This window comes from Paenibacillus germinis (assembly GCF_013141785.1).
GTDB lineage: Bacteria > Bacillota > Bacilli > Paenibacillales > NBRC-103111 > Paenibacillus_E > Paenibacillus_E phytorum.
In genome coordinates this window covers 26,378-45,592 of sequence record NZ_WHOC01000019.1, presented here as the reverse complement: position 1 = coordinate 45,592, position 19,215 = coordinate 26,378, and the positions used below count along the sequence as shown (strand labels likewise).

Annotated in this window: 21 protein-coding genes and 1 pseudogene; 19 read left to right on the top strand and 3 right to left on the bottom strand. The window is 45.4% G+C overall.

What is annotated here, in order from left to right; translation table 11 throughout:
• The first annotated feature begins 4 nt into the window (after nt 1–4).
• From GC102_RS02460 to GC102_RS02425, 8 genes are all read left to right on the top strand, one after another.
• Nucleotides 5–1,024, top strand: a complete 1,020-nt coding sequence (locus GC102_RS02460) for a Gfo/Idh/MocA family protein (RefSeq protein ID WP_171688086.1) — start codon at nt 5–7, stop codon at nt 1,022–1,024.
• 60 nt (nt 1,025–1,084) lie between these two features.
• Nucleotides 1,085–1,855 (top strand): glucosamine-6-phosphate deaminase, encoded by a 771-nt coding sequence (locus GC102_RS02455; RefSeq protein ID WP_171688085.1) that lies wholly within the window; start codon nt 1,085–1,087, stop codon nt 1,853–1,855.
• Nucleotides 1,845–3,023: an N-acetylglucosamine-6-phosphate deacetylase gene (locus tag GC102_RS02450; RefSeq protein ID WP_246320705.1), complete on the top strand. Its 1,179-nt coding sequence runs from the start codon at nt 1,845–1,847 to the stop codon at nt 3,021–3,023. Before GC102_RS02455 ends, GC102_RS02450 begins: the two co-directional genes overlap by 11 nt.
• Nucleotides 3,023–3,874 carry a sugar phosphate isomerase/epimerase family protein gene (locus GC102_RS02445; RefSeq protein ID WP_171688084.1) on the top strand — a complete coding sequence of 284 codons (852 nt, stop codon included), beginning with the start codon at nt 3,023–3,025 and terminating at the stop codon, nt 3,872–3,874. Before GC102_RS02450 ends, GC102_RS02445 begins: the two co-directional genes overlap by 1 nt.
• 25 nt (nt 3,875–3,899) lie before the next feature.
• A complete protein-coding gene (locus tag GC102_RS02440) occupies nt 3,900–4,805 on the top strand; it encodes an AraC family transcriptional regulator (RefSeq protein WP_171688083.1) in 906 nt (301 codons plus the stop codon).
• 27 nt (nt 4,806–4,832) lie between these two features.
• Nucleotides 4,833–5,912 carry a Gfo/Idh/MocA family protein gene (locus tag GC102_RS02435; protein ID WP_171688082.1) on the top strand — a complete coding sequence of 360 codons (1,080 nt, stop codon included), beginning with the start codon at nt 4,833–4,835 and terminating at the stop codon, nt 5,910–5,912.
• Between the two features lie 123 nt (nt 5,913–6,035).
• Nucleotides 6,036–6,923, top strand: a complete 888-nt coding sequence (locus GC102_RS02430) for a Gfo/Idh/MocA family oxidoreductase (RefSeq protein WP_246320704.1) — start codon at nt 6,036–6,038, stop codon at nt 6,921–6,923.
• A gap of 311 nt (nt 6,924–7,234) precedes the next feature.
• Nucleotides 7,235–8,140, top strand: a complete 906-nt coding sequence (locus GC102_RS02425) for a dienelactone hydrolase family protein (RefSeq protein ID WP_171688080.1) — start codon at nt 7,235–7,237, stop codon at nt 8,138–8,140.
• Nucleotides 8,141–8,227: 87 nt separating this feature from the next.
• Here the strand turns inward: GC102_RS02425 and GC102_RS02420 are convergent, their stop codons facing one another.
• Nucleotides 8,228–9,211 (bottom strand): right-handed parallel beta-helix repeat-containing protein, encoded by a 984-nt coding sequence (locus GC102_RS02420; protein ID WP_171688079.1) that lies wholly within the window; start codon nt 9,209–9,211, stop codon nt 8,228–8,230.
• 230 nt (nt 9,212–9,441) lie between these two features.
• Here GC102_RS02420 and GC102_RS02415 point away from each other — a divergent pair, with 230 nt between their 5' ends.
• From GC102_RS02415 to tnpC, 5 genes and pseudogenes are all read left to right on the top strand, one after another.
• Entirely contained in the window at nt 9,442–10,140 is a 699-nt protein-coding gene (locus GC102_RS02415; RefSeq protein ID WP_171688078.1) for a hypothetical protein, read from the top strand.
• A gap of 128 nt (nt 10,141–10,268) precedes the next feature.
• Nucleotides 10,269–10,427: a hypothetical protein gene (locus GC102_RS02410; RefSeq protein ID WP_171688052.1), complete on the top strand. Its 159-nt coding sequence runs from the start codon at nt 10,269–10,271 to the stop codon at nt 10,425–10,427.
• An 80-nt stretch (nt 10,428–10,507) separates the two neighbouring features.
• Nucleotides 10,508–10,843, top strand: coding sequence for an IS66 family insertion sequence element accessory protein TnpA (gene tnpA / locus GC102_RS02405; protein WP_171688077.1), 336 nt, complete (start codon nt 10,508–10,510; stop codon nt 10,841–10,843).
• Complete coding sequence (gene tnpB / locus GC102_RS02400; RefSeq protein WP_171688076.1) at nt 10,837–11,190, top strand: IS66 family insertion sequence element accessory protein TnpB; 354 nt, start codon at nt 10,837–10,839, stop codon at nt 11,188–11,190. The genes tnpA and tnpB overlap by 7 nt, the downstream gene beginning before the upstream one ends.
• A gap of 67 nt (nt 11,191–11,257) precedes the next feature.
• A pseudogene (gene tnpC, locus GC102_RS02395) lies at nt 11,258–12,836 on the top strand (IS66 family transposase).
• 199 nt (nt 12,837–13,035) lie between these two features.
• Here the strand turns inward: tnpC and GC102_RS02390 are convergent.
• Both GC102_RS02390 and GC102_RS40500 read right to left on the bottom strand, forming a co-directional pair.
• Nucleotides 13,036–13,467 (bottom strand): DUF6326 family protein, encoded by a 432-nt coding sequence (locus tag GC102_RS02390; protein ID WP_171688075.1) that lies wholly within the window; start codon nt 13,465–13,467, stop codon nt 13,036–13,038.
• A gap of 119 nt (nt 13,468–13,586) precedes the next feature.
• Nucleotides 13,587–13,757 carry a hypothetical protein gene (locus tag GC102_RS40500; protein ID WP_171688074.1) on the bottom strand — a complete coding sequence of 57 codons (171 nt, stop codon included), beginning with the start codon at nt 13,755–13,757 and terminating at the stop codon, nt 13,587–13,589.
• A gap of 132 nt (nt 13,758–13,889) precedes the next feature.
• On the opposite strand from GC102_RS40500, the gene GC102_RS02380 reads away from it, so the two are divergent.
• From GC102_RS02380 to GC102_RS02355, 6 genes are all read left to right on the top strand, one after another.
• Nucleotides 13,890–14,180, top strand: coding sequence for a DUF3888 domain-containing protein (locus GC102_RS02380; protein WP_171688073.1), 291 nt, complete (start codon nt 13,890–13,892; stop codon nt 14,178–14,180).
• A gap of 557 nt (nt 14,181–14,737) precedes the next feature.
• The gene (locus GC102_RS02375; protein WP_171688072.1) at nt 14,738–15,889 is read left to right on the top strand and encodes a serine hydrolase domain-containing protein; all 1,152 of its coding nucleotides are present in this window, start codon (nt 14,738–14,740) and stop codon (nt 15,887–15,889) included.
• A gap of 147 nt (nt 15,890–16,036) precedes the next feature.
• A complete protein-coding gene (locus GC102_RS02370; protein ID WP_171688071.1) occupies nt 16,037–16,393 on the top strand; it encodes a DUF3870 domain-containing protein in 357 nt (118 codons plus the stop codon).
• A gap of 124 nt (nt 16,394–16,517) precedes the next feature.
• Nucleotides 16,518–17,342 (top strand): D-aminopeptidase DppA, encoded by an 825-nt coding sequence (dppA, locus tag GC102_RS02365; protein ID WP_171688070.1) that lies wholly within the window; start codon nt 16,518–16,520, stop codon nt 17,340–17,342.
• Between the two features lie 21 nt (nt 17,343–17,363).
• Nucleotides 17,364–18,296 (top strand): ABC transporter permease, encoded by a 933-nt coding sequence (locus GC102_RS02360; RefSeq protein ID WP_171688069.1) that lies wholly within the window; start codon nt 17,364–17,366, stop codon nt 18,294–18,296.
• Between the two features lies 1 nt (nt 18,297).
• Complete coding sequence (locus GC102_RS02355; RefSeq protein ID WP_171688068.1) at nt 18,298–19,215, top strand: ABC transporter permease; 918 nt, start codon at nt 18,298–18,300, stop codon at nt 19,213–19,215.

Genomic DNA, 19,215 nt, shown 5'->3' with positions numbered 1-19,215 from the left:
CACTATGACAACGTGGAGATTTGGCATTATTGGATGTGGATCCGTCGCTGACTTTCATATCGAGGCAATCCGCGAGATAGAGGACGCAAGCTTAACCTTTGTTTCCAGCCGTAAAGAAGCAAGAGTGAAAGCGGTTGCGAAGCAGGAGAATTGCGACTGGACGACCGATTATCTAGAGTTGATCCATAGTCCGGATGTAGATATCGTCTGTGTGACGACTTCAAGCGGAAGTCATGCCCGCATTGGGCTAGACGTTTTGAACGCTGGAAAGCATCTAGTGCTGGAAAAACCGATTGCCATGAATAAACATGATGCTGCGGAGCTTGTACGCACGGCGAAAGAACGTGGAGTTACACTGTCTGTCATTTCCCAACGGCGTTTTGAAGCCCAACATCAAGCAGTCAAACGTGTGCTAGATGAAGGGGCTCTTGGCAGACTTCTGCTCGTGGAAGCATCTCTGTCATTTTCTCGGACGCAAGCGTATTACGATGAAGCCGAATGGAGGGGGACGATTGCCGAGGATGGTGGCGTTCTTATGAATCAAGGCATACACATTTTGGATCTGTTGCTTTGGTTTGCCGGAGAGATTCATACGGTCTTCGGTAAAATAGCCACTCAAACACATCAAATAGAAGTGGAAGATTTGGGGCTGGCGATTCTGCAATTTAAAAACGGTGCTTTCGGCACGATTATGGCTTCAACCAACATCCAACCTGGGTTCCCGGCAACCATTAATCTTTATGGGGAAAAAGGGACGATTAAGTTGGAAGGTTCTTCAATTGTTCACTGGACAGTTCCTGGCAGAACCGAGCCCAACTGGACCCAAGCTAGAGTTTACGGAGGAGTGTCTGATCCTCGCAGTATTGTTTCCGATTTTCATCAAAGCCAGTTTATTGATGTGATAGCATCTATCGAAAACGGCATAGACCCCCTCGTTACTGGCGAGGACGGATTACGAGCTGTGCAATTGGTTGAAGCCATCTATGAAAGCTCGGCCAAAGGTGTTCAGCTCCACATGGAATAATGGCATCTAGATTGATCTCTTTCACAAAGCCATTCGGATGATCGAAAGGAGTATGGAAATATGAATGAATTACCAATCGTCTTTAAACAAACGGTAGATTCTTTGAAGGTTAACGTATATAACGACCGTCGTGCTCTAGGGGCTTCCGCAGGCGCTGAAGTTGCCGCAAAGATCAAGCAATTGCTGTCCGAAAAACATGGCATTCGAATCATTTTTGCAGCGGCACCGTCACAAAATGAGGTTTTGAAGTATTTATCAGAGGATGAATCCATTGACTGGTCCCGAATTACAGCCTTTCATATGGATGAATATAACGGTCTGCCGCTACATGCGGAGCAAAAGTTCAGTCGTTTTTTGAGTGAGCGCCTGTTTGATCAAGTAAATCCGGGTAAGGTTCATTTGATTGACAGCTCAAATGAGAGTGAAGATGAATGCCGCCGTTACGGAGAATTGCTGCTGCAGGCTCCTATCGATATCGTTTGTCTAGGAATCGGTGAGAACGGGCATATTGCTTTCAATGATCCGCCAGTAGCCGATTTTAACGATCAACAGGTTATCAAAGTTGTAGAACTGGATGATGCTTGTCGGCAGCAGCAGGTGAATGACGGTTGTTTCCCTTCATTCGAGGATGTCCCCACCCATGCGCTAACGTTGACTATCCCGGCCTTGCTCTCAGGCTCACATTTGTTCTGCGTTGTTCCCGGACCTACGAAACGCAAAGCGGTCGAGCGTACGCTTAATGGATCAATCTCAACCGAATGTCCGTCAACGATATTGCGGAAACATCCGGATTGTACCCTTTATGTGGATAGGGATTCTTATGGGAATTAAAGACATGAACTTGAAGGCCATTCATTATGCAACGGGTGAGCCTGTCTCGATCTGCATGGAGCAGGGGGTTATCAAGAGCATAGAGCCGGTTAAATCGGAGAACCGAGATACGTCAGAGCTGGCGATTGTCGCTCCAGGACTAGTCGATCTGCAGATTAATGGTTATGCAGGTCATGATTTTAATCAAGTGCCGTATCCTGACAAGATGGTTGGGGAAGTGATTCGCAAGCTTTGGCAGGAAGGGGTGACATCCTGCTTTCCGACGGTCATAACTAATAGTGATCAAGCGATACAAGAAGCTTTGGAATCGATAGCTTTGGCGTGCCTGCAGGATCCTGTTGCAGATCATGGCATTGCCGGAATCCATCTGGAAGGTCCGTTCATTTCGCCGAATGACGGCGCTCGCGGAGCACACAATTGTGATTATGTAAGACCGCCGGATTGGGAGTTGTTTAACCGTTGGCAGGAAGCATCCGGTGGACGAATCCGGATTATCACTCTGTCACCAGAATGGCCAAACAGTGCTCAATTTATCTCCAAATGTACGGAAAACGGCGTAACGGTTTCGATCGGGCATACATCCGCGACACCGGAACAAATAGCTGAAGCGGTGGAAGCAGGCGCCCGGATGTCAACTCATCTTGGCAATGGTGCTCACCTGATGATGCCGCGCCATCCTAATTATATCTGGGAGCAATTAGCTCAGGATCGGTTGTGGAGCTGTGTGATCGCTGATGGCTTCCACTTGCCCGATCAAGTACTGAAGGTTGTGTTTAAAGTGAAAGGTGCTCAAGCCATGCTGGTAAGTGATGCGGTTTCACTAAGTGGACTGCCAGCGGGTACTTACACATCGCACATTGGCGGTTCCGTCGTTTTGACACCTGAGGGCAAGCTGCATCTCGCTGATAACGAGAACATCTTAGCTGGATCGGCGCAAATGCTGCTTAGGGGCATTGAGCATGTAACGAATCGGGATCTAGCCGAATTAGCGGTAGCTTGGGACATGGCTTCAGAAAGAACGTCCCGATTTATGAAGCTGCCTTCTGCTGCAGGCCTGACTCCAGGAGCTCCGGCCGATTTGGTTCTGTTCCGTAGAGAAGGAAGCCGAATTCGTTTGGAACGTACGTTTAAGTCGGGCAAACAAGTCTTCTTAAGGGAGGAAATATAATGAAGTTCGCGGCATTTAGTGGCGTATTTATGGAGCATAGCATTCAAGAGGCGATGCTGCTCACTAAACGATTAGGCATGGATGGCATTGAAATCGCTGTCCGTGAGCACCATCTATCCTCATCGATCAGTCAACCCCGGATCAATGAAATTAAAGCATTGTCCGAAAGCTTGAATCTCGAGATTCCTGTTTTGGCCACCTATACTGGTGGGTTTTCTACGGCAAGCGATAAAGAATGCCAACAGACGTTCGACGAGTTTCAAAGGCTGCTTGATATTGCAGATCAGCTAGGTTCCTCGATGGTTCGTGTTTCACCAGGTGGTCCAAATGCCTTTATGGCACAAGATTACCACTACGCTAAGGCAGCTTACTGGCTCAATCGATGTGCGGAAGAAGCGAAAGCACATCAGGTCGATATAGTAATGGAAATTCATAATCAATCACTCATCGAAACCGTAAATAGCAGCTTGCGTCTACTTGACCTTATCGCTTACGATAATATTGGCATGATCCATGATGCGGGAAATATGTATATTACCGACACTGATTATGGCCGTGATTCCGTCTTGAAATTGGGCAAGCATTTATTTCATGTGCATGTCAAAGATGAGTTGCGTGTCAGTGAAGTTGGCGCTCCAGGCACCTTTACCAATGTCACCCACCGTGGTGAAGAGATGTTCCTTCAATGTCGTCTAGGTGAGGGAGAGGCTGATCACAAGCCGCTGTTTGATACTCTTCTCGAAACGGGCTACGCAGGTTGGGTTACGTTGGAATGCCATGCACCGTTTCCCGCTTATGAACGATTGGCACACGATTTTCAATTCGTGAAGAAGCTGATGAGTCCATCATAATGAAATGATAGTAGGTGGTAGTGATATGGGGATGGAAGGGGAAATACCCTTTTATCAAAGCAAGGATCAGCTTAATAAAGCGTTTCCTTTTAAAATCTTGCGTTACTCCAGCAGTCTGCTGAAGCAGCCCATGCATAGTCACGATTATGTTCAGATCGCTTATGTCCTTCGCGGGGTGTGCAATCATCAATTACGCGGTAAGTCGCTTACAGTAAGCAGAGGAGATATTTTCATCATTGCTCCCAATATAGGGCATAGTCTGAGTGCGATCGAGGATAAAGAATTCGAGGTGGTGCTTGTCGATTTTATACCTAGTCTAGTACAGGAGCAATTAAAGCCCTTTTCCGATACACTAAATCCTTTACTTCAGCATTCCGATGAGGACTACAAGATTCCTTTCGTACACCAATCTTGGCTTCATTTCGGGAAAAACAAGCAGATTTTCGTCGAGCAGCTCCTTCAGGATATTCAGGATGAATACGAGCATCGTGAAGTCGGATTCGAACACTCGATCCTGCTTAACTTAGCCAAGTTGCTGATCTTAGTCGACCGCGAATATCGAAAGACGAAGCGGAAGCCTGCCAAACAACCAGCACTTGCGGACCAACATCCGATTAATGATGTGAAAAGATACATTTATGATAACTTCAGTCAAGATATTCCGATGGAGCATGGAGCATTCATAGCGAATATGGCGCCTGCTTATTTCAGCCATCAGTTCAAAAAAGAAACGGGACAAACGTTTGTAGATTTCGTCACTGAGGTACGGATTGAGAGGGCGATGGAGCTTATCCGGCGCGATACGCATACGATTACACAGATCGGATTTCAGGTCGGATTCCATCATTTGAGCCATTTTATCCGAACTTTTAAGAAACGATGTGGAATCACACCTACGGAATACAAGAAAACATTCGGCAATAAACTGTAAATTGACAAAGAAAGAGGTGTACCATTTATGAGTCAAAAGGTATTGAAGGTTGGTATTATCGGACAAGGCCGCAGCGGTCGCGACATTCATGGTAATTTGCTCGTACAAATTAAGGATTATTATACGATTGTCGCCGTAGCCGATTCGATTCCAGAACGTCAGAAGCGTGCGGAACAGGAGTATGGTTGCAAAGCCTATGATACCTGGGAGGAAATGGTTGCGAACGAGGAGCTGGATTTAGTCGTCAACGCGTCCCCAAGCCATTTGCATTTCCCTATCACCCTGGAGTTGTTAAATAAGGGGTTTCATGTGCTTTGCGAAAAACCGCTAGCCAAATCTGTGGAAGAAGTGGATCAACTAATTGAAGCTTCGAAGCGATCCGGTAAAATATTGGCGGTATTTCAGCAATCTCGTTATCAGCCTGCTTTTGTCCAGATTCAAAAAGTAATAGATTCCGGCGTGCTAGGCCGTATCGTCCAGATTGATTTCTCCTTGAACGGCTTCGCTCGTCGTTGGGATTGGCAGACGCTGCAAAGTAACAATGGCGGCAACCTTATGAACACCGGACCGCATCCTGTAGATCAAGCGCTGCAATTTCTCGGAACCGATGGGCTACCTCAAGTAACGTGTATGATGGATCGAACGAATACGTTTGGGGATGCGGAAGATTATGTGAAGCTGATTCTCAGAAAACAAGGCTATCCGATTATCGATCTTGAAATATCATCGTGCGCTGCTTTCCCTAATGAGCAATTTAATATTCAAGGCACGAATGGCGGTCTCCACGGTACTGCTGGGCAACTAGAATGGAAATATTTCAAACCGGAGGAAGCGCCGGCTCAACGGTTGACGAAAGAACCGCTATTCGATAGCAATGGAATGCCTGCTTACTGTAATGAGACACTGACGTGGAACACTGAAAGTTGGGACGTGTCGATCCCAGAGGGCAAGTCGGCGTTTGAGCATATGACGGAGAAATTGTATTTGATGCTTTATCGTACGTTAAGCGACGGTGCCCCACTAGAAATCACACCGCAGCAAGTACGGCAGCAGATGTGGGTAATGGAAGAATGCCGCCGTCAAAATCCGCATATCTACCTTGTTTAAATCGAGGGGGGATAACGAGCATATGTTCTGTTAGAGAAGCCGATCGGCGTAAGTGAAACGGAAGTATTTGAACTGTACGAAGCAGCGAACTCCTATAATCGTACCGTGATGATTTGTCATGTCATGCGTTATGCACCTTTTTATTTGGAAATCCGCAAGCAAATCGAAAGCGGAATCATCGGGGATATCATCGCCATTCAGACAGAGGAAAATGTCAGCTACCACCATATGGCGACTTCTTTCGTACGGGGGAAATGGAATAGTATAGCGAACTGTGATTCCTCCATGCTATTAGCCAAATGCTGCCATGACTTAGATATGATTTCTTGGATGAAAGGCAGTATACGACCGAAGAAAGTTAGCAGTTTTGGCGGATTATTCCAGTTTCGTGAGGAGAAAGCCCCGGAAGGCGCTGGTACAAGGTGTCTTGTTGATTGTCCGATTGAAGCCACGTGTACGTATTCCGCTAAGAAAATGTATATGGAACAAGAGTTGTGGGGCATTTATGCATGGGACAATATGCACCTAGGTACAGTCCCTACCCACGAAGAAAAAATTGAATCGTTGCGAACATCCAATCCATACGGACGCTGCGTATGGCGCTGCGATAACGATGTTGTCGATCATCAAACGGTCATCATCGAATTCGAAGACGGAAGTACGGCATCGCACAATCTAACTGGCGCCACCTCCAAGTCGTGCCGGACGATTCATATCACGGGGACCAAAGGCGAAATTTCCGGCAATATGGAAGATGGCTACTTCTTGGTTAGGCAACCGGATACAAGGCCTGGTCATTTATACAAGGAAGTACGGATCGAGTCTAATGTCACATCAGACATGCACGGTGGCGGCGATTTGCGGCTGATTGCAGATTTTGTTCGCACCTTACGGGGAGATAAACCTTCTCTGTCTTCGACATCTCTGGAGAAATCGATTTATGGCCACCAAATCGTCTTTGCAGCAGAACGATCTAGATCCGAGAACAATGTTGTGGAAATCAGCCTTTAGTAATCATTACATAAACGGAATACACAAAACTAAATTGTCTGCTCGAGCTATTCGAATGCTCGAGCAGATTTTTTTTGCGTAAGAGGAAAGCGTAGTTAATTGTCGAATAACACTGTCAAATATGATGGATCGATTCTTAGGATTTGAGAAAGAGGGGCTTCACGATGTCCATGCGATTAAATTGGCAAAATTGGTGGTTTTCCATTTTCACAAAGCTGTTGGGAATCTCGCAGCTTGTTTAAAAAAGAAAGAAGAACGGATGCATATATCGATTTGATCTAGAGCAGATTTTTAAGGGGATGCGGTGAACAATGAATAACCAGATACGTAGAGATCAATTATATGGGCTCCTCGGTAAACTGCCAACTAACGTGGAGTTTATTCAGGTTACTAAAATACATGAGGAAGAGCATGAGAATTATATATTGGAAAAGCTGTTGTTGGAACTCAATGGGATTCAACTGGTTCCCGCCTATTTTCTGAGTTCCAAGAAAGCGGGGAGTAAAGCGCCTACCATCCTATATAACCATTCCCATGGCGGATTTTACGCTGTCGGGAAGGATGAGTTATTGTCAGCCCCACCTTATATGCAAAAGCCATCTTACGGTGAAACTCTTACTCAACAAGGGTTCTCCGTTCTGTGCATCGACTGTTGGGCTTTCGGAGAGAGAAGTGATCGAACCGAATCGGAGACGTTTAAGGAAATGCTTTGGAAGGGTCAAAACATGTGGGGAATGATGGTTTATGACAGCTTACGTGCATTAGACTATCTCGTATCCCGGCCTGATGTAGACCCTAACCGAATCGGCACATTGGGCATGTCGATGGGAAGTACAATGGCCTGGTGGTTAGCCGCTTTGGATACGCGAATTAAAGTAACCATCGATATATGCTGCCTGACGGATTATGGGGCATTATTAGACGAACGTGGTTTAGATAGACACGGCGTATATTATTATGTACCTGATCTATTGAACCATTTTACTACAGCACAAATTAATGCATTGATCGCTCCTCGTCCTCATTTGAGCTTAGCAGGCAATCTTGATAAATTGACTCCATACGCAGGATTGACCAAAATTGATAACGAACTGAAGAAAGTATACTTAGATCACAATGCTACAGATGCGTGGAAATTATTAAGATACGACGTAGGACATGTAGAAACGGAAGAAATGCGAAAAGAAAGTATTTCTTTTTTGCGAAAATGGTTATAGAGAACAACGATAAAGGGAAGTAAATCCTATTCGAAACAGGGAAGCTCAGTGTATTTGAACAACTGAGCTTCTTTTTTTTGCTAATAATTAATAGGGTGTGTAATTTCCGTTGTACAGCATTGAAGAGCCGTCGGAGCGGGTGTTAGCGTGCACCTTTGCACTGCCGGAAGCTACGTTCACGATATAACCGACGCCGTTGAGGTTGACCGAGTTGCCGCTGAAATCATTATTCGTGCCTGTTGGATAGCTGGAGCCGTGAATGCGGTTCTGAAACGCGTCTGCGATATTGCTGTTACCGTTTCGATTACCGGTGTTATTGTAAATCTTGGAATTAACTCCCTTGATATCGATGAAGCTGTCTGCTGAGTTGGCTCCGCTGATACCTGTTCCGTTAAAAGTACAATTTTGAACGAGGGTACCATCCGCACCTTCTTTGATGTCAATGTGCTCGGCGGTGACGTTTGGACCGATCGTCGTGTTAAGGATTGAATTGTTCTTGACTGTGTGGTTGTAAGAGGCTGCCTCGTCAGAACCGACGTACACTCCCTCACCATAGCCTGGATCCACTTTGCCTACGTCGTGAATGTTCGAGTTCTTCAGCGTGTTGTAAGAGCTGCCGTCACGGAAATGTATACCTTCTGCACCGATATTATATACCTCCACTCCGTCGATCGTCGTATGGTTGGAATTGTCGAGCATGATGGCTTTTTGAGAATTGGTTACCTTGATGTTTTGAACCATCCAATAATCACCTGTCACATGCAGGCCGTAACCGCTGCTGGTGCTTGGACCTTTCAAAATCGCTTTGCTCGAAGAACTGGCACTTTTGATAGTGATCGGTGCGGATGAAGTTCCGTTCACAGCGCTAGTGAACTGGCCATTGAATGTGACACCCGCAGCCAGTACAATAATGTCTCCGGGCATGGCGTTTGCCAAAGCGTTCGTCAAACAAGAGCTCGTACTGCAATTGATAGTGGCGGCGTTCGTTGTGCCTGCGCCCCATAGTGAACAACCACCGGCCAATGCGATAGACAGTAGTAATCGTGAAGATGCCTTTACTTTTAAATTCATTAATAATTCCTCCCATTATTCAAAATGTAATCGCTTACAATTTTTGATTATATCAGAATGGATTTTTAACTGTAGGGCATTTTTTATGTTTTATTGGTGTTTTTTTAAGTAGTAGGGAGGGCTAGTATCACGTGATCAGGCATAATGTGTGATCCAGAGGTAGTAACATCACATTTATATTACAAATTATGGTATTATGTTGAAGTGTTAATGGAAAGGGGGGGGGATATATGGGAGCAAATAAGTTTACAGGAATACTTGCGTTAATTGTCATTACGGGCACGATCTCTTTGGCCGTTGTACATGATGCTGTAAACCGTAAAGTTAAGGACTTTGCGATATCAATAGATAACAAAACAGACGCTTCGACATGGTTAGCCTCTCCAGAATCGTTATTTGACGGAAATGAAAACAAGAAACTGAAGCCTTTACTCGGCCTGATGTCAGGGGCAGTTGCACTACATTACGAAGGTCCTTGTCAAACGGTAGAAGTTAACATTGAATACTGGAAGGACGGCGTGAAAACAAATATATCGAGTGGTATGGGAACGACCTTTCAGGGAAAAAACAATCAGGGTAATTATCAATATGATGGAGATTTCGTATATTCGTTACAGGACCGTCATGATCCGAGTGGAACTGTATATAGTGAACTGGTTTATGCATTTGTTTCCGAAAGTGGTTACGCCAGTACGGCTGTCAGAGTTGACAAACCAGCTGGGCTCAACATGACAGGGGAGATGAGATTGCAACAGAAGGAAAAAGTCCCTCTTAATGAAAGTACGATAGTTTGGGGGTTGCAGGGTACTGATAAGCAACAGATGTTATCTTACTCTTCAATTGCTGAGACTCTTCAAAGCGCACAGTGGGCGATGGTCGTTCGGGTTGGGTTTAATGCTAATAAGTATCTAACGAGGAACGTTAACTAATATAAAACGCTAATGAAGCAGGTGCCGCGGCGACCTGCTATTTTTTTGTGATAGTGGACAGGTTAAAGTGATGAATATCATTCCTTTTGGAAAACTTATCAATGTAGTTTAACAAAGGGGGATTATCAATGAGAAACAAATGGGTCATTGTTTGTGTTCTAATCATAGCATCATTAATTACATTCAAAATTTCTTGTGTTGCTGCAGCAAATAAAAACCCCGAAAAAGATTCTAGGGAATTGAAATTTCAAGATATGCTTGTCCTGTTTTTATTACCATATATGTAAGCGTCAAATTCAGCACACCTTCAAGAACCCAAATATATATGAGAAAATGAAGGCATCCCAATTAAATTGGAGGTTGCCTTATGACCACAAAAGAACAGCGTCGCAAGGATTGGTCAGCTCGTATCGCCGATTATCGAGCGAGTGATCTTTCAATGGCAGCTTGGTGCGATGCTCACCAAGTAACCAAAGAGCAGTTGAAGTACTGGCTACGCAAACTAAAAGTAGTTCATTCAGAGGCTGATGGCCCTATCTTCTCTAGCTGGGTCCCGATAAAGGTTTCCGATCCAATCCAGTCTACCACCCATGAATCTTCACTTGTCGTTCGTATCGGTTCAGTCCAAATTGAGATCCGTCCTGGCTTTGACCCACGGTTGCTTAGAGAAGAAGTTGTGCAATCACTGGAAAAGCCATGTTAACATTATCCAGTGTCCAGAATGTCAATCTTGCCACTGGATCAACAGATCTGCGAAAGTCTATCGACGGATTAGCCGCAATCGTACAGGAAGGCTTTGGACTCAATCCCTTTTCTTCATGCTTGTTTGTTTTCTGCAACCGCGAGTGCAACAAGCTCAAGATTTTACACTGGGGGCACAACGGTTTTTGGCTGTTTTACCGCAGACTTGAACGAGGCACGTTTCAGTGGCCGAACGAAAGCGTGGGCACCACAACAATTACCTCCCGCGAGCTTCGCTGGCTGTTGGATGGACTTTCGCTTAGTCAGCGTCAGGCACACCAAAAAGTTATAGCCGAAACGGTCATTTAACTTGAATGTTCGCTGTATCGCCATACCTTGCGGCAGGGATGAAGCGATATTTACCGAAGTATATGGTATGGAAAATCGAGCGGAAAACTTGGAAACAATCGAAAAACTGAATCAGCGAATTGCCAAGCAGGAACAGCAAATTGCTGAGCTTACTGCTATGCTCAAATGGTATGAGGAGCAAAACCGTCTTGCGAAACAAAAACGCTTTTGGTGCATCGAGCGAGAAGACGAGTCCTGACCAATTGGAACTAAATCTGTTTAACGAAGCCGAGGTGCTTGCGTCGCCTGAAGGACAAGAGCCGCCGATGGAGCAAGTGACCTACGAGCGCCGGAAAACGAACGGTAAGCGTGAGGCGGATTTTGAACGTTTGCCAGTTGAAACGGTGACTTATGAACTTACTGAGGCGGATCAGGTCTGTTCGTGCTGTGGCGGTGCGCTCCATGAGATGAGCACCGAGACACGCAGCGAAATCGCTATTGTGCCGCCTCAAGTCAAAGTTATCCGCCACGTGAGGCAGGTTTATTCCTGCCGATCATGCGAGCGCAATGAAATTCAGACACCTATCGTCACAGCACCTATGCCAAAGCCTGTCTATCCGGGCAGCCTAGCTTCACCATCGATTCTGGCGCATGTGATGTGCCAGAAATATGTGGAAAGCTTACCGCTTTATCGGCAAGAACAGCACTTTGCTCGCCTAGGCTTCACATTATCCCGGCAAACGATGGCGAATTGGATGATCTACGGAGCGGAGAAGTGGCTGACGCCAGTGGTTAGCGCCATGAAAGAAAACTTACTGAAGAAAGATATCTTACATGCAGATGAGACCACTTTACAGGTATTGCGTGAGCCAGGAAAATCGGCCGAATCCACATCATATCTGTGGTTATATCGCAGCGGACGCGGAGAAGACCCGGCTGTTGTGTTCGATTACCAGAGAACCCGAGGCGGTGAGCATCCGCGAAACTTTTTGGCCGGATTTAAGGGTTACCTTCATGTCGACGGTTACCCAGGTTATCACAAAGTGGTCGGTGTGACACTTGTCGCCTGCTGGGCACATGCACGGCGTAAATATGACGAGGCTTTAAAGGCGGCGCCGCCAGAGGCAAGGAACAATCCGGAAACGGTGGCGAAGCAAGGCCTGAAATACTGTAATCAACTCTTTGCCATTGAGCGGGATCTGAAGGAAGCAACGCCGGAAGAACGCTTTGCCGCACGGCAGGCACGAAGCCTTCCTGTGATCGAAGCGTACCATACGTGGCTGAAGCAACAGCGATCCCGAACGTTACCTAAGAGTTTGACAGGACAAGCGATCACCTACAGCTTAAATCAATGGGAGAAACTAACGGCATTCCTTGCGGACGGACGACTCGATCTCGACAACAACAGAAGCGAGCGGTCGATTAAACCTTTTGTAATTGGTTGGAAAAATTGGCTTTTTAGCAACACGCCGCGAGGCGCAAAGGCCAGCGCTAACATTTACAGCGTTGTCGAAACGGCCAAGGAAAATGGACTCAAGCCATTCGACTACTTGAAGTTTCTCTTTGAACAGCTACCTCAACTAACAGGTCAGCTCGATCCGAAGGCACTGGAGCCATTCATGCCATGGTCAGCTTCGCTGCCAACGCATTGCCGGCTAAATTCTTAAACAGTAGACATTTCTTCTCCCCCATCCCGAGGTGGGGGTTGTTTGATATTCATTTTTTTCTTGATAGCCAGTTTTTCGCATACGATATGCAAAAGTTGCGACTATGTCATCATCATTCTTCTTAGTAATGCCCGAAACCCGCGTTGCTAGCTATCCTGCCTAGGCCACTTCCATGCAGTAAAGATAATTAGTAACGTAATTACCGTAACGAAGAAGGCCATTTCCATGCATACCAGATAATTAGACAAAGAAGAGCGACTTCTACAACAGCGCCAAACACCATGTGCACCCAAGCCTCTCCTGTCAAATTAAACAATGTATAGGGAATATACACCGCGGCAATAATGATATTTGCCCAGCGACTTACTTTTGCCGGCAGGGCAACAGAAAGGAAAATCATAAGAGCTGGAATTGTTACCGAAATCAGTGCTATCAATAGAAAGACATATGAAATGTCAAATATAAATATTTTTCCTGCCAGAATACCTTCTATTTTGCCCGGCATATATAAGGCGAAATAATCAACATAAATATAGAGAAACATAAAACTCGCCCACAGCGTAGCAATCTTCAGTTTCGAACTGACTTTGATGTCTTCCAGTGCATTTTGTGCTTTATTTTGTGTATTCATATTAATCTCTCCTTTAAGGTTATATGGTTTCTCTTGCATACAACCTTAGTCTAAATGAGAAGTATAAACACCCTCGAAAGCAATTCTAAAAATTTTCTAAAATATAACATTTTGAGGGTTCATGGGTTTTGCCGCTCATCAACAAGTCCATCCACATCCATTGGTGGTTTTCCACTCACCTCAAAAGCAGCCAATTGTGTGCTGCCAGTCCTAATATGAGATAATACTACTTCGGCTAATAATTGATCATGCTCGTCATTCCAGGAGTCCTCACGTTTTTTATCACCCAACTCTAGTCACCTCTTTCTACTACTATTTATTAGAATTCTTACCTGTAATATTAAATTTATTCAAAGTTAATGCATAAAAGACCCTCCAGCACCTGAAAAACAATCTAGCAGCTCAAATACGCTCACCCATATATGAATGACAAACTCTCTGAGGTGTATTCCAAGGATTTAAAAGTTGCACCTGATTTGTATCCTTATTTTATTGATGTTAAACATATAGATCGATTAAATGGGTTTCGAGGGTTTGAATTTCAGATTACGCTTGAAGCAACTTCTACTGTGGGACCTCATATTGCTGTTGGCGAGGATCTCTTTACGTTTGAAGTGAAATCCGGAGTAGGAGTTAAACTCGTCAAATTTGAACATTTGAAGGGACCCAACAAAAAAGACTTTCCACCGAATTATCAAGACCTCTTAAAATAAAGCATTACAGAACTAACGATTTGGGAAAAGGTGATGAAATTGATTTATCGGTGTATTAGGAGTACCATGCTAACTTTTATTCTTCTGTTCTTCGACAAGTTTTACGGTTGAAGCGGAAATGTATTTTAAAGTTACATTTGTTCTGGATAGCTACGGAACGAAGGCGAATTGCAAAACAGGAACAGATTAAAGGTGCAGATGGATTTGGTGAAGTTGATATGCCTTGGAGTGCAAAATTGAAGTAAACATGCTGAGAAAATTAATCTTGATTATTACTTTATTTTTGTGACTTTTGATGCATAATCAGCTATCAAGCCTGAATATGAAACAATTTAATGATGTTAATAATTAATATAGATAAATAAAGATATTGCTAGCATAATCCTAAGAAAACAGTCAAACCATCGGCAGCAGTCGAGGTTTGACTGTTTTTGTGTATTGCTCACTAAGCCCATGTTTTCCTAACAAAAAAAATGCTACACAGCAGGAATAGACTTTATTATAATGTAAATATATCGATAAATTCTTTTGCCAAAAAAGGACAAAGGAGGAACGCCTTGAAATCTTTGGATGAACGGATCCAACAGATTATGGACAAGCATCGGATCGTTGGTCTAGCAGCCTCGATGATTTACGAAGGGCGTAAGATATGGAGCGGAGGGTATGGATGGGCGAATGTGGAAAGGCGCATACCCGTTTCGACTCAAACCATTTTCAGGATTGCTTCAATATCGAAGACAGTGGTCGCGTCAGCGATTATGCAGCTTGTGGAGAAGGGCTTATGCGGTATCGATCAGGATGTAGGAGACCTACTTGGGTTTCCGGTGCGTAATCCAAAGTATCCAGATAACCCGATAACGCTCAAACACATCATGACCCATACTTCGGGGCTGCAAGATGAATATGTTCGATTTGTCGTTGATTCGCGAAGTGAGAACCCACCCCAAAAACGTCTTGCGGATATTTTGCTGCCAGGCGGGACTTATTACACGGACAACCTCTGGGGAGAAGGGAAGCCCGGGGATCCGGATTGCTTTGAATACTCAAATCTGGGTGCCGTCATTCTAGCAACTGTCGTGGAACAGCTTTCGTATGAACGTTTTGACGAATATTGCAAAAGGCATCTGTTCGAACCGCTTCAAATGAATGAGACGAGTTTTCATATCGGCGATCTGAATGAGATGGATTCCATTGCTGTGCTGTATGAATATTCCGAAGTCGATGATCAATTTATTGTAGGAACGGACGATTTTCGTGGAAGAAAACCGGACGCGATCGATTACAGCGGATATGTTCCGGGCACCAACGGAGCGCTTTTCAGCCCTCAAGGCGGACTGCGCACAAATGTGGATGACTTGACGCGCTTTTTGGAAGCGCATACGAACGCGGGTAAATTGAACGATGTTCAAATTTTGAAGCGAGAAACGGTGGATTTCATGCACTTCCCTCATTGGTTGGGGCATAGGCAAGATGGCTTCTTCCGTAATTGCGGGCTCCAGTTTCAGATTACAGACGATCTGATCCCGGGGCACAGACTTATTGGACATTCCGGTGATGCTTATGGACTGCTTAGCGATATGTATTTTCATAAACAGGAAAAATGGGGCTTCATTCTGCTCATGAACGGCCTTATCCAAAGAAAAGATCAGGGCGTTTATTTTGAGGCAGAAGAAGAACTTGCTCGGTTATTGCATGCCACTTTCGCTTAGTAAGTGATTCGTTATTTACATCATGTTAATTCAATGTTAGAATATATTACATCACTAGTGTTCTAGCTTCTGGCGGTCGTAGGAAGATCAACCCTTCCCACATCCCGCTCGGAAAGCGAACAGAATGCTAATTAGGAGAGTGGTCGTTTGCTATACGACAAAGACACAATTTATGTTATCGGCGACGCTCAAGCTTCAGTGAACAATCCTATTACCCAGCAGTACAACGCATTTTTTATCGGACTTGTCGTAGATACCACCAGCCATAAAATTATCGATGCAGGTTGTTCATCTACAATTCCGCTCACATCGGATTTTGTCCGCTCGATCTTTATCGGTCACAATATGCTGCTCCTTGATGTGGTGACGGAAGAAATCCGACGCAGATATCATGGATCATCTCAAAAGGCTCTGAGCGTAGCGTACAAAGACGCGCAAAAAAAATATAAATTAGCACTTAACGGCCGAGAAGAACTGGGTTTCCAATCTTCCGGTACAGTGTAAGCTGCTTTATTTATCCGTATGGAAACATACCCGTAAATAAAACCCAGCAAATAGTCTCTTGGGAGGAATGTTCCCAAGGCTGTTTGCTGGGTTTTTGCAACTCTACAATGTGGGAGGATAACCTATGAAACTGTATATTTCCATTGACATGGAAGGCATCACCGGGCTTGTCGATAACACGTTTATCGATTCTAAGCAGTACAACTACACACGTGGGCAGCACATCATGACGGAAGAAGCCAATCATGTTATAGGAACCGCTTTTGATGAAGGTTGCAAAGAAGTCATTGTCAATGATAGTCACTCCAAAATGAACAATCTATTGATCGAGAAGCTCCATCCCGAAACACAGTTGATCTCAGGAGATGTGAAGCCTTTTTCTATGGTACAGGGATTAGACGCCTCATTTGCAGGAGCGGCTTTTCTAGGCTATCACACCAGAGCGGCTACCAAAGGGGTACTAAGCCATACGATGATCTTCGGCGTTCGTAATATGTACATTAATGATAGAGTAATTGGCGAGCTGGGTTTTAATGCTTATGTTGCTGGACATTACGGCGTACCTGTTCTATTGGTAGCTGGGGACGATGAGACTGCGATTGAAGCAGAGGAACTTATTCCGGGAATCACGACAGCGATTGTGAAAAGGCGGATTTCCCGGACTTCGGCTTTGTGCCTAACCCCGGAAAAAAGCGGCCAGCTGCTCCGGGAGAAAACGAAGGAAGCATTGGCTAATCGCAGTAAGGTCAAGCCGCTCGTACCTCCAGATCATCCGGTGCTGAAGATTGAATTTGCCAACTATGGTCAAGCGGAGTGGGCTCACCTGATGCCGGGTACGACCATTGATAATAATAGCCCAATTGTTACTTTTCAGGCTAAGCATATTTTGGAGGCTTACCAAGCCATGCTGGTCATGACGGAATTGGCGATGAGAACGGCATTTTGTTAAAAAGCGGGAGTGGGTGATAGCGTGGCACAATATATTCTTCGCAGATTTATCTCCATGATTGTCACACTGTGGCTAATTATTACGGTTACTTTTGCACTGATGCATGCAGTTCCGGGTTCACCTTTCGAAAAGGAGGGCAAGAATTCGAATCCGACGGCGGTTCAGAACTTGATGGAATTTTATCATTTGGACCAACCCATTACGACTCAGTACGTGCTTTATTTAAAATCGCTGCTTTCATTGGACCTTGGACCGTCCATTGGCCACTTTCCCGACACCGTCAATTCCATGATCGATAGGGGATTTCCGGTTTCGTTTAAGCTCGGTATCGTGTCCATCCTTATTTCTATCGTGACCGGTATCGCACTCGGCACAGTTGCTGCATTGAGGCAGAACAGAATCATAGACTATCTCGCCATGATCTTTGCCGTAATTGGCATTGCGGTACCCAACTTCATTGTGGCGACCTTGCTGATCAAATATGTATCCGTCGAATGGAAGCTCCTTCCGGTAGCTACTTGGGGAACCTGGAAACATGTCATCCTGCCTGCACTTGCGTTATCTACAGGACCTCTTGCGATTATTGCTAGATTAACAAGAGCCAGCATGCTCGAGGTATTGACCGCAGACTATATCGAAACGGCAAGGGCCAAGGGTTTGTCGCCCGCAACGATTGTCTTGAAGCATGCGCTTCGCAATGCGGTACTTCCGGTCGTTACCTTACTCGGCGCTTTGGTAGCTAACGTTCTCACGGGGAGCTTCGTTATCGAAAAGATTTTCGCCATTCCGGGAATGGGTAAATATTTCGTTGATGGCATTAATAATCGGGATTACTCGCTAATTATGGGCACGACTGTATTCTATAGCGCTCTTTTAGTCTTTATGATGTTCCTGGTGGATATCGCCTACGGCATCATTGACCCCCGCATCAAGCTGCACAGGAAGGAGGGGTAGGATGAACGTTCCAGATTCCTTATTTGTCCCAATGAGAAAGAATAAAGGTACGGCTGAAGCGATTGTTCGAATACGGCTGTCGTTCTGGCAGGAAGCATGGATTAGGCTTCGGGCAAACAAGCTGGCCATGGTGGGGTTAATCATCGTTCTATTAATGTCACTGCTGGCCATCTTTGGACCGTTCCTTACCGACCAGAGCTACTCGAAACAGGTGCTGCTCGATGCCAATCAAAAACCATCGGCAGCCCACTGGTTTGGTACGGATGAGCTTGGGCGCGACGTCTATGCCCGTATTCTTTACGGAGCACGCATCTCGCTATTTATCGGCCTCATGGCTGCTTTAATCGATTTCGTCATCGGCATTATTTATGGCGGCATCGCCGGGTACTTAGGCGGACGGATCGACAATCTCATGATGCGGTTCGTTGATCTTTTGTATGGGATCCCTTATTTGCTTGTCGTCATCCTCTTGATGGTCGTCATGGGCCCTGGCTTATTGACCATCATCGTGGCTTTAAGTGCCACAGGCTGGATCGGAATGGCACGCATCGTGCGCGGACAAGTGCTTAGTTTGAAATCATCGGAGTATGTGCTAGCGGCAAGGACGTTAGGCGGAGGCGCGGGGTATATTATCCGCAAACATTTGCTGCCCAACGCGCTAGGTGTCATTATCGTGCAAGTGACGTTCTCGGTGCCATCAGCCATCTTCGCAGAAGCGTTCTTAAGCTTTCTTGGCCTAGGTATTCAGCCTCCCTTGGCAAGCTGGGGCGTCATGGCCAATGACGGTCTGTCAACCATTTTGTCAGGCCAATGGTGGCGGCTGTTCTATCCGGCGTTTTTCATATCGATGACAATGCTTGCTTTTAATCTGGTGGGCGATGGATTGCAGGACGCTTTTAATCCGAAGAGGAGGAGGTAG

Coding starts and splice junctions, on each gene's coding strand:
- dppA (WP_171688070.1), top strand. CDS start 16,518: ATGAAACTGTATATTTCCATTGACATGGAAGGCATCACCGGGCTTGTC.
- GC102_RS02410 (WP_171688052.1), top strand. CDS start 10,269: ATGAGAAACAAATGGGTCATTGTTTGTGTTCTAATCATAGCATCATTA.
- GC102_RS02355 (WP_171688068.1), top strand. CDS start 18,298: ATGAACGTTCCAGATTCCTTATTTGTCCCAATGAGAAAGAATAAAGGT.
- GC102_RS02455 (WP_171688085.1), top strand. CDS start 1,085: ATGAATGAATTACCAATCGTCTTTAAACAAACGGTAGATTCTTTGAAG.
- GC102_RS02450 (WP_246320705.1), top strand. CDS start 1,845: ATGGGAATTAAAGACATGAACTTGAAGGCCATTCATTATGCAACGGGT.
- GC102_RS02390 (WP_171688075.1), bottom strand. CDS start 13,467: ATGAATACACAAAATAAAGCACAAAATGCACTGGAAGACATCAAAGTC.
- GC102_RS02425 (WP_171688080.1), top strand. CDS start 7,235: ATGAATAACCAGATACGTAGAGATCAATTATATGGGCTCCTCGGTAAA.
- GC102_RS02430 (WP_246320704.1), top strand. CDS start 6,036: ATGCGTTATGCACCTTTTTATTTGGAAATCCGCAAGCAAATCGAAAGC.
- GC102_RS02415 (WP_171688078.1), top strand. CDS start 9,442: ATGGGAGCAAATAAGTTTACAGGAATACTTGCGTTAATTGTCATTACG.
- GC102_RS02435 (WP_171688082.1), top strand. CDS start 4,833: ATGAGTCAAAAGGTATTGAAGGTTGGTATTATCGGACAAGGCCGCAGC.
- GC102_RS02445 (WP_171688084.1), top strand. CDS start 3,023: ATGAAGTTCGCGGCATTTAGTGGCGTATTTATGGAGCATAGCATTCAA.
- GC102_RS02440 (WP_171688083.1), top strand. CDS start 3,900: ATGGGGATGGAAGGGGAAATACCCTTTTATCAAAGCAAGGATCAGCTT.
- GC102_RS02420 (WP_171688079.1), bottom strand. CDS start 9,211: ATGAATTTAAAAGTAAAGGCATCTTCACGATTACTACTGTCTATCGCA.
- GC102_RS02380 (WP_171688073.1), top strand. CDS start 13,890: ATGAATGACAAACTCTCTGAGGTGTATTCCAAGGATTTAAAAGTTGCA.
- tnpA (WP_171688077.1), top strand. CDS start 10,508: ATGACCACAAAAGAACAGCGTCGCAAGGATTGGTCAGCTCGTATCGCC.
- GC102_RS02460 (WP_171688086.1), top strand. CDS start 5: ATGACAACGTGGAGATTTGGCATTATTGGATGTGGATCCGTCGCTGAC.
- tnpB (WP_171688076.1), top strand. CDS start 10,837: ATGTTAACATTATCCAGTGTCCAGAATGTCAATCTTGCCACTGGATCA.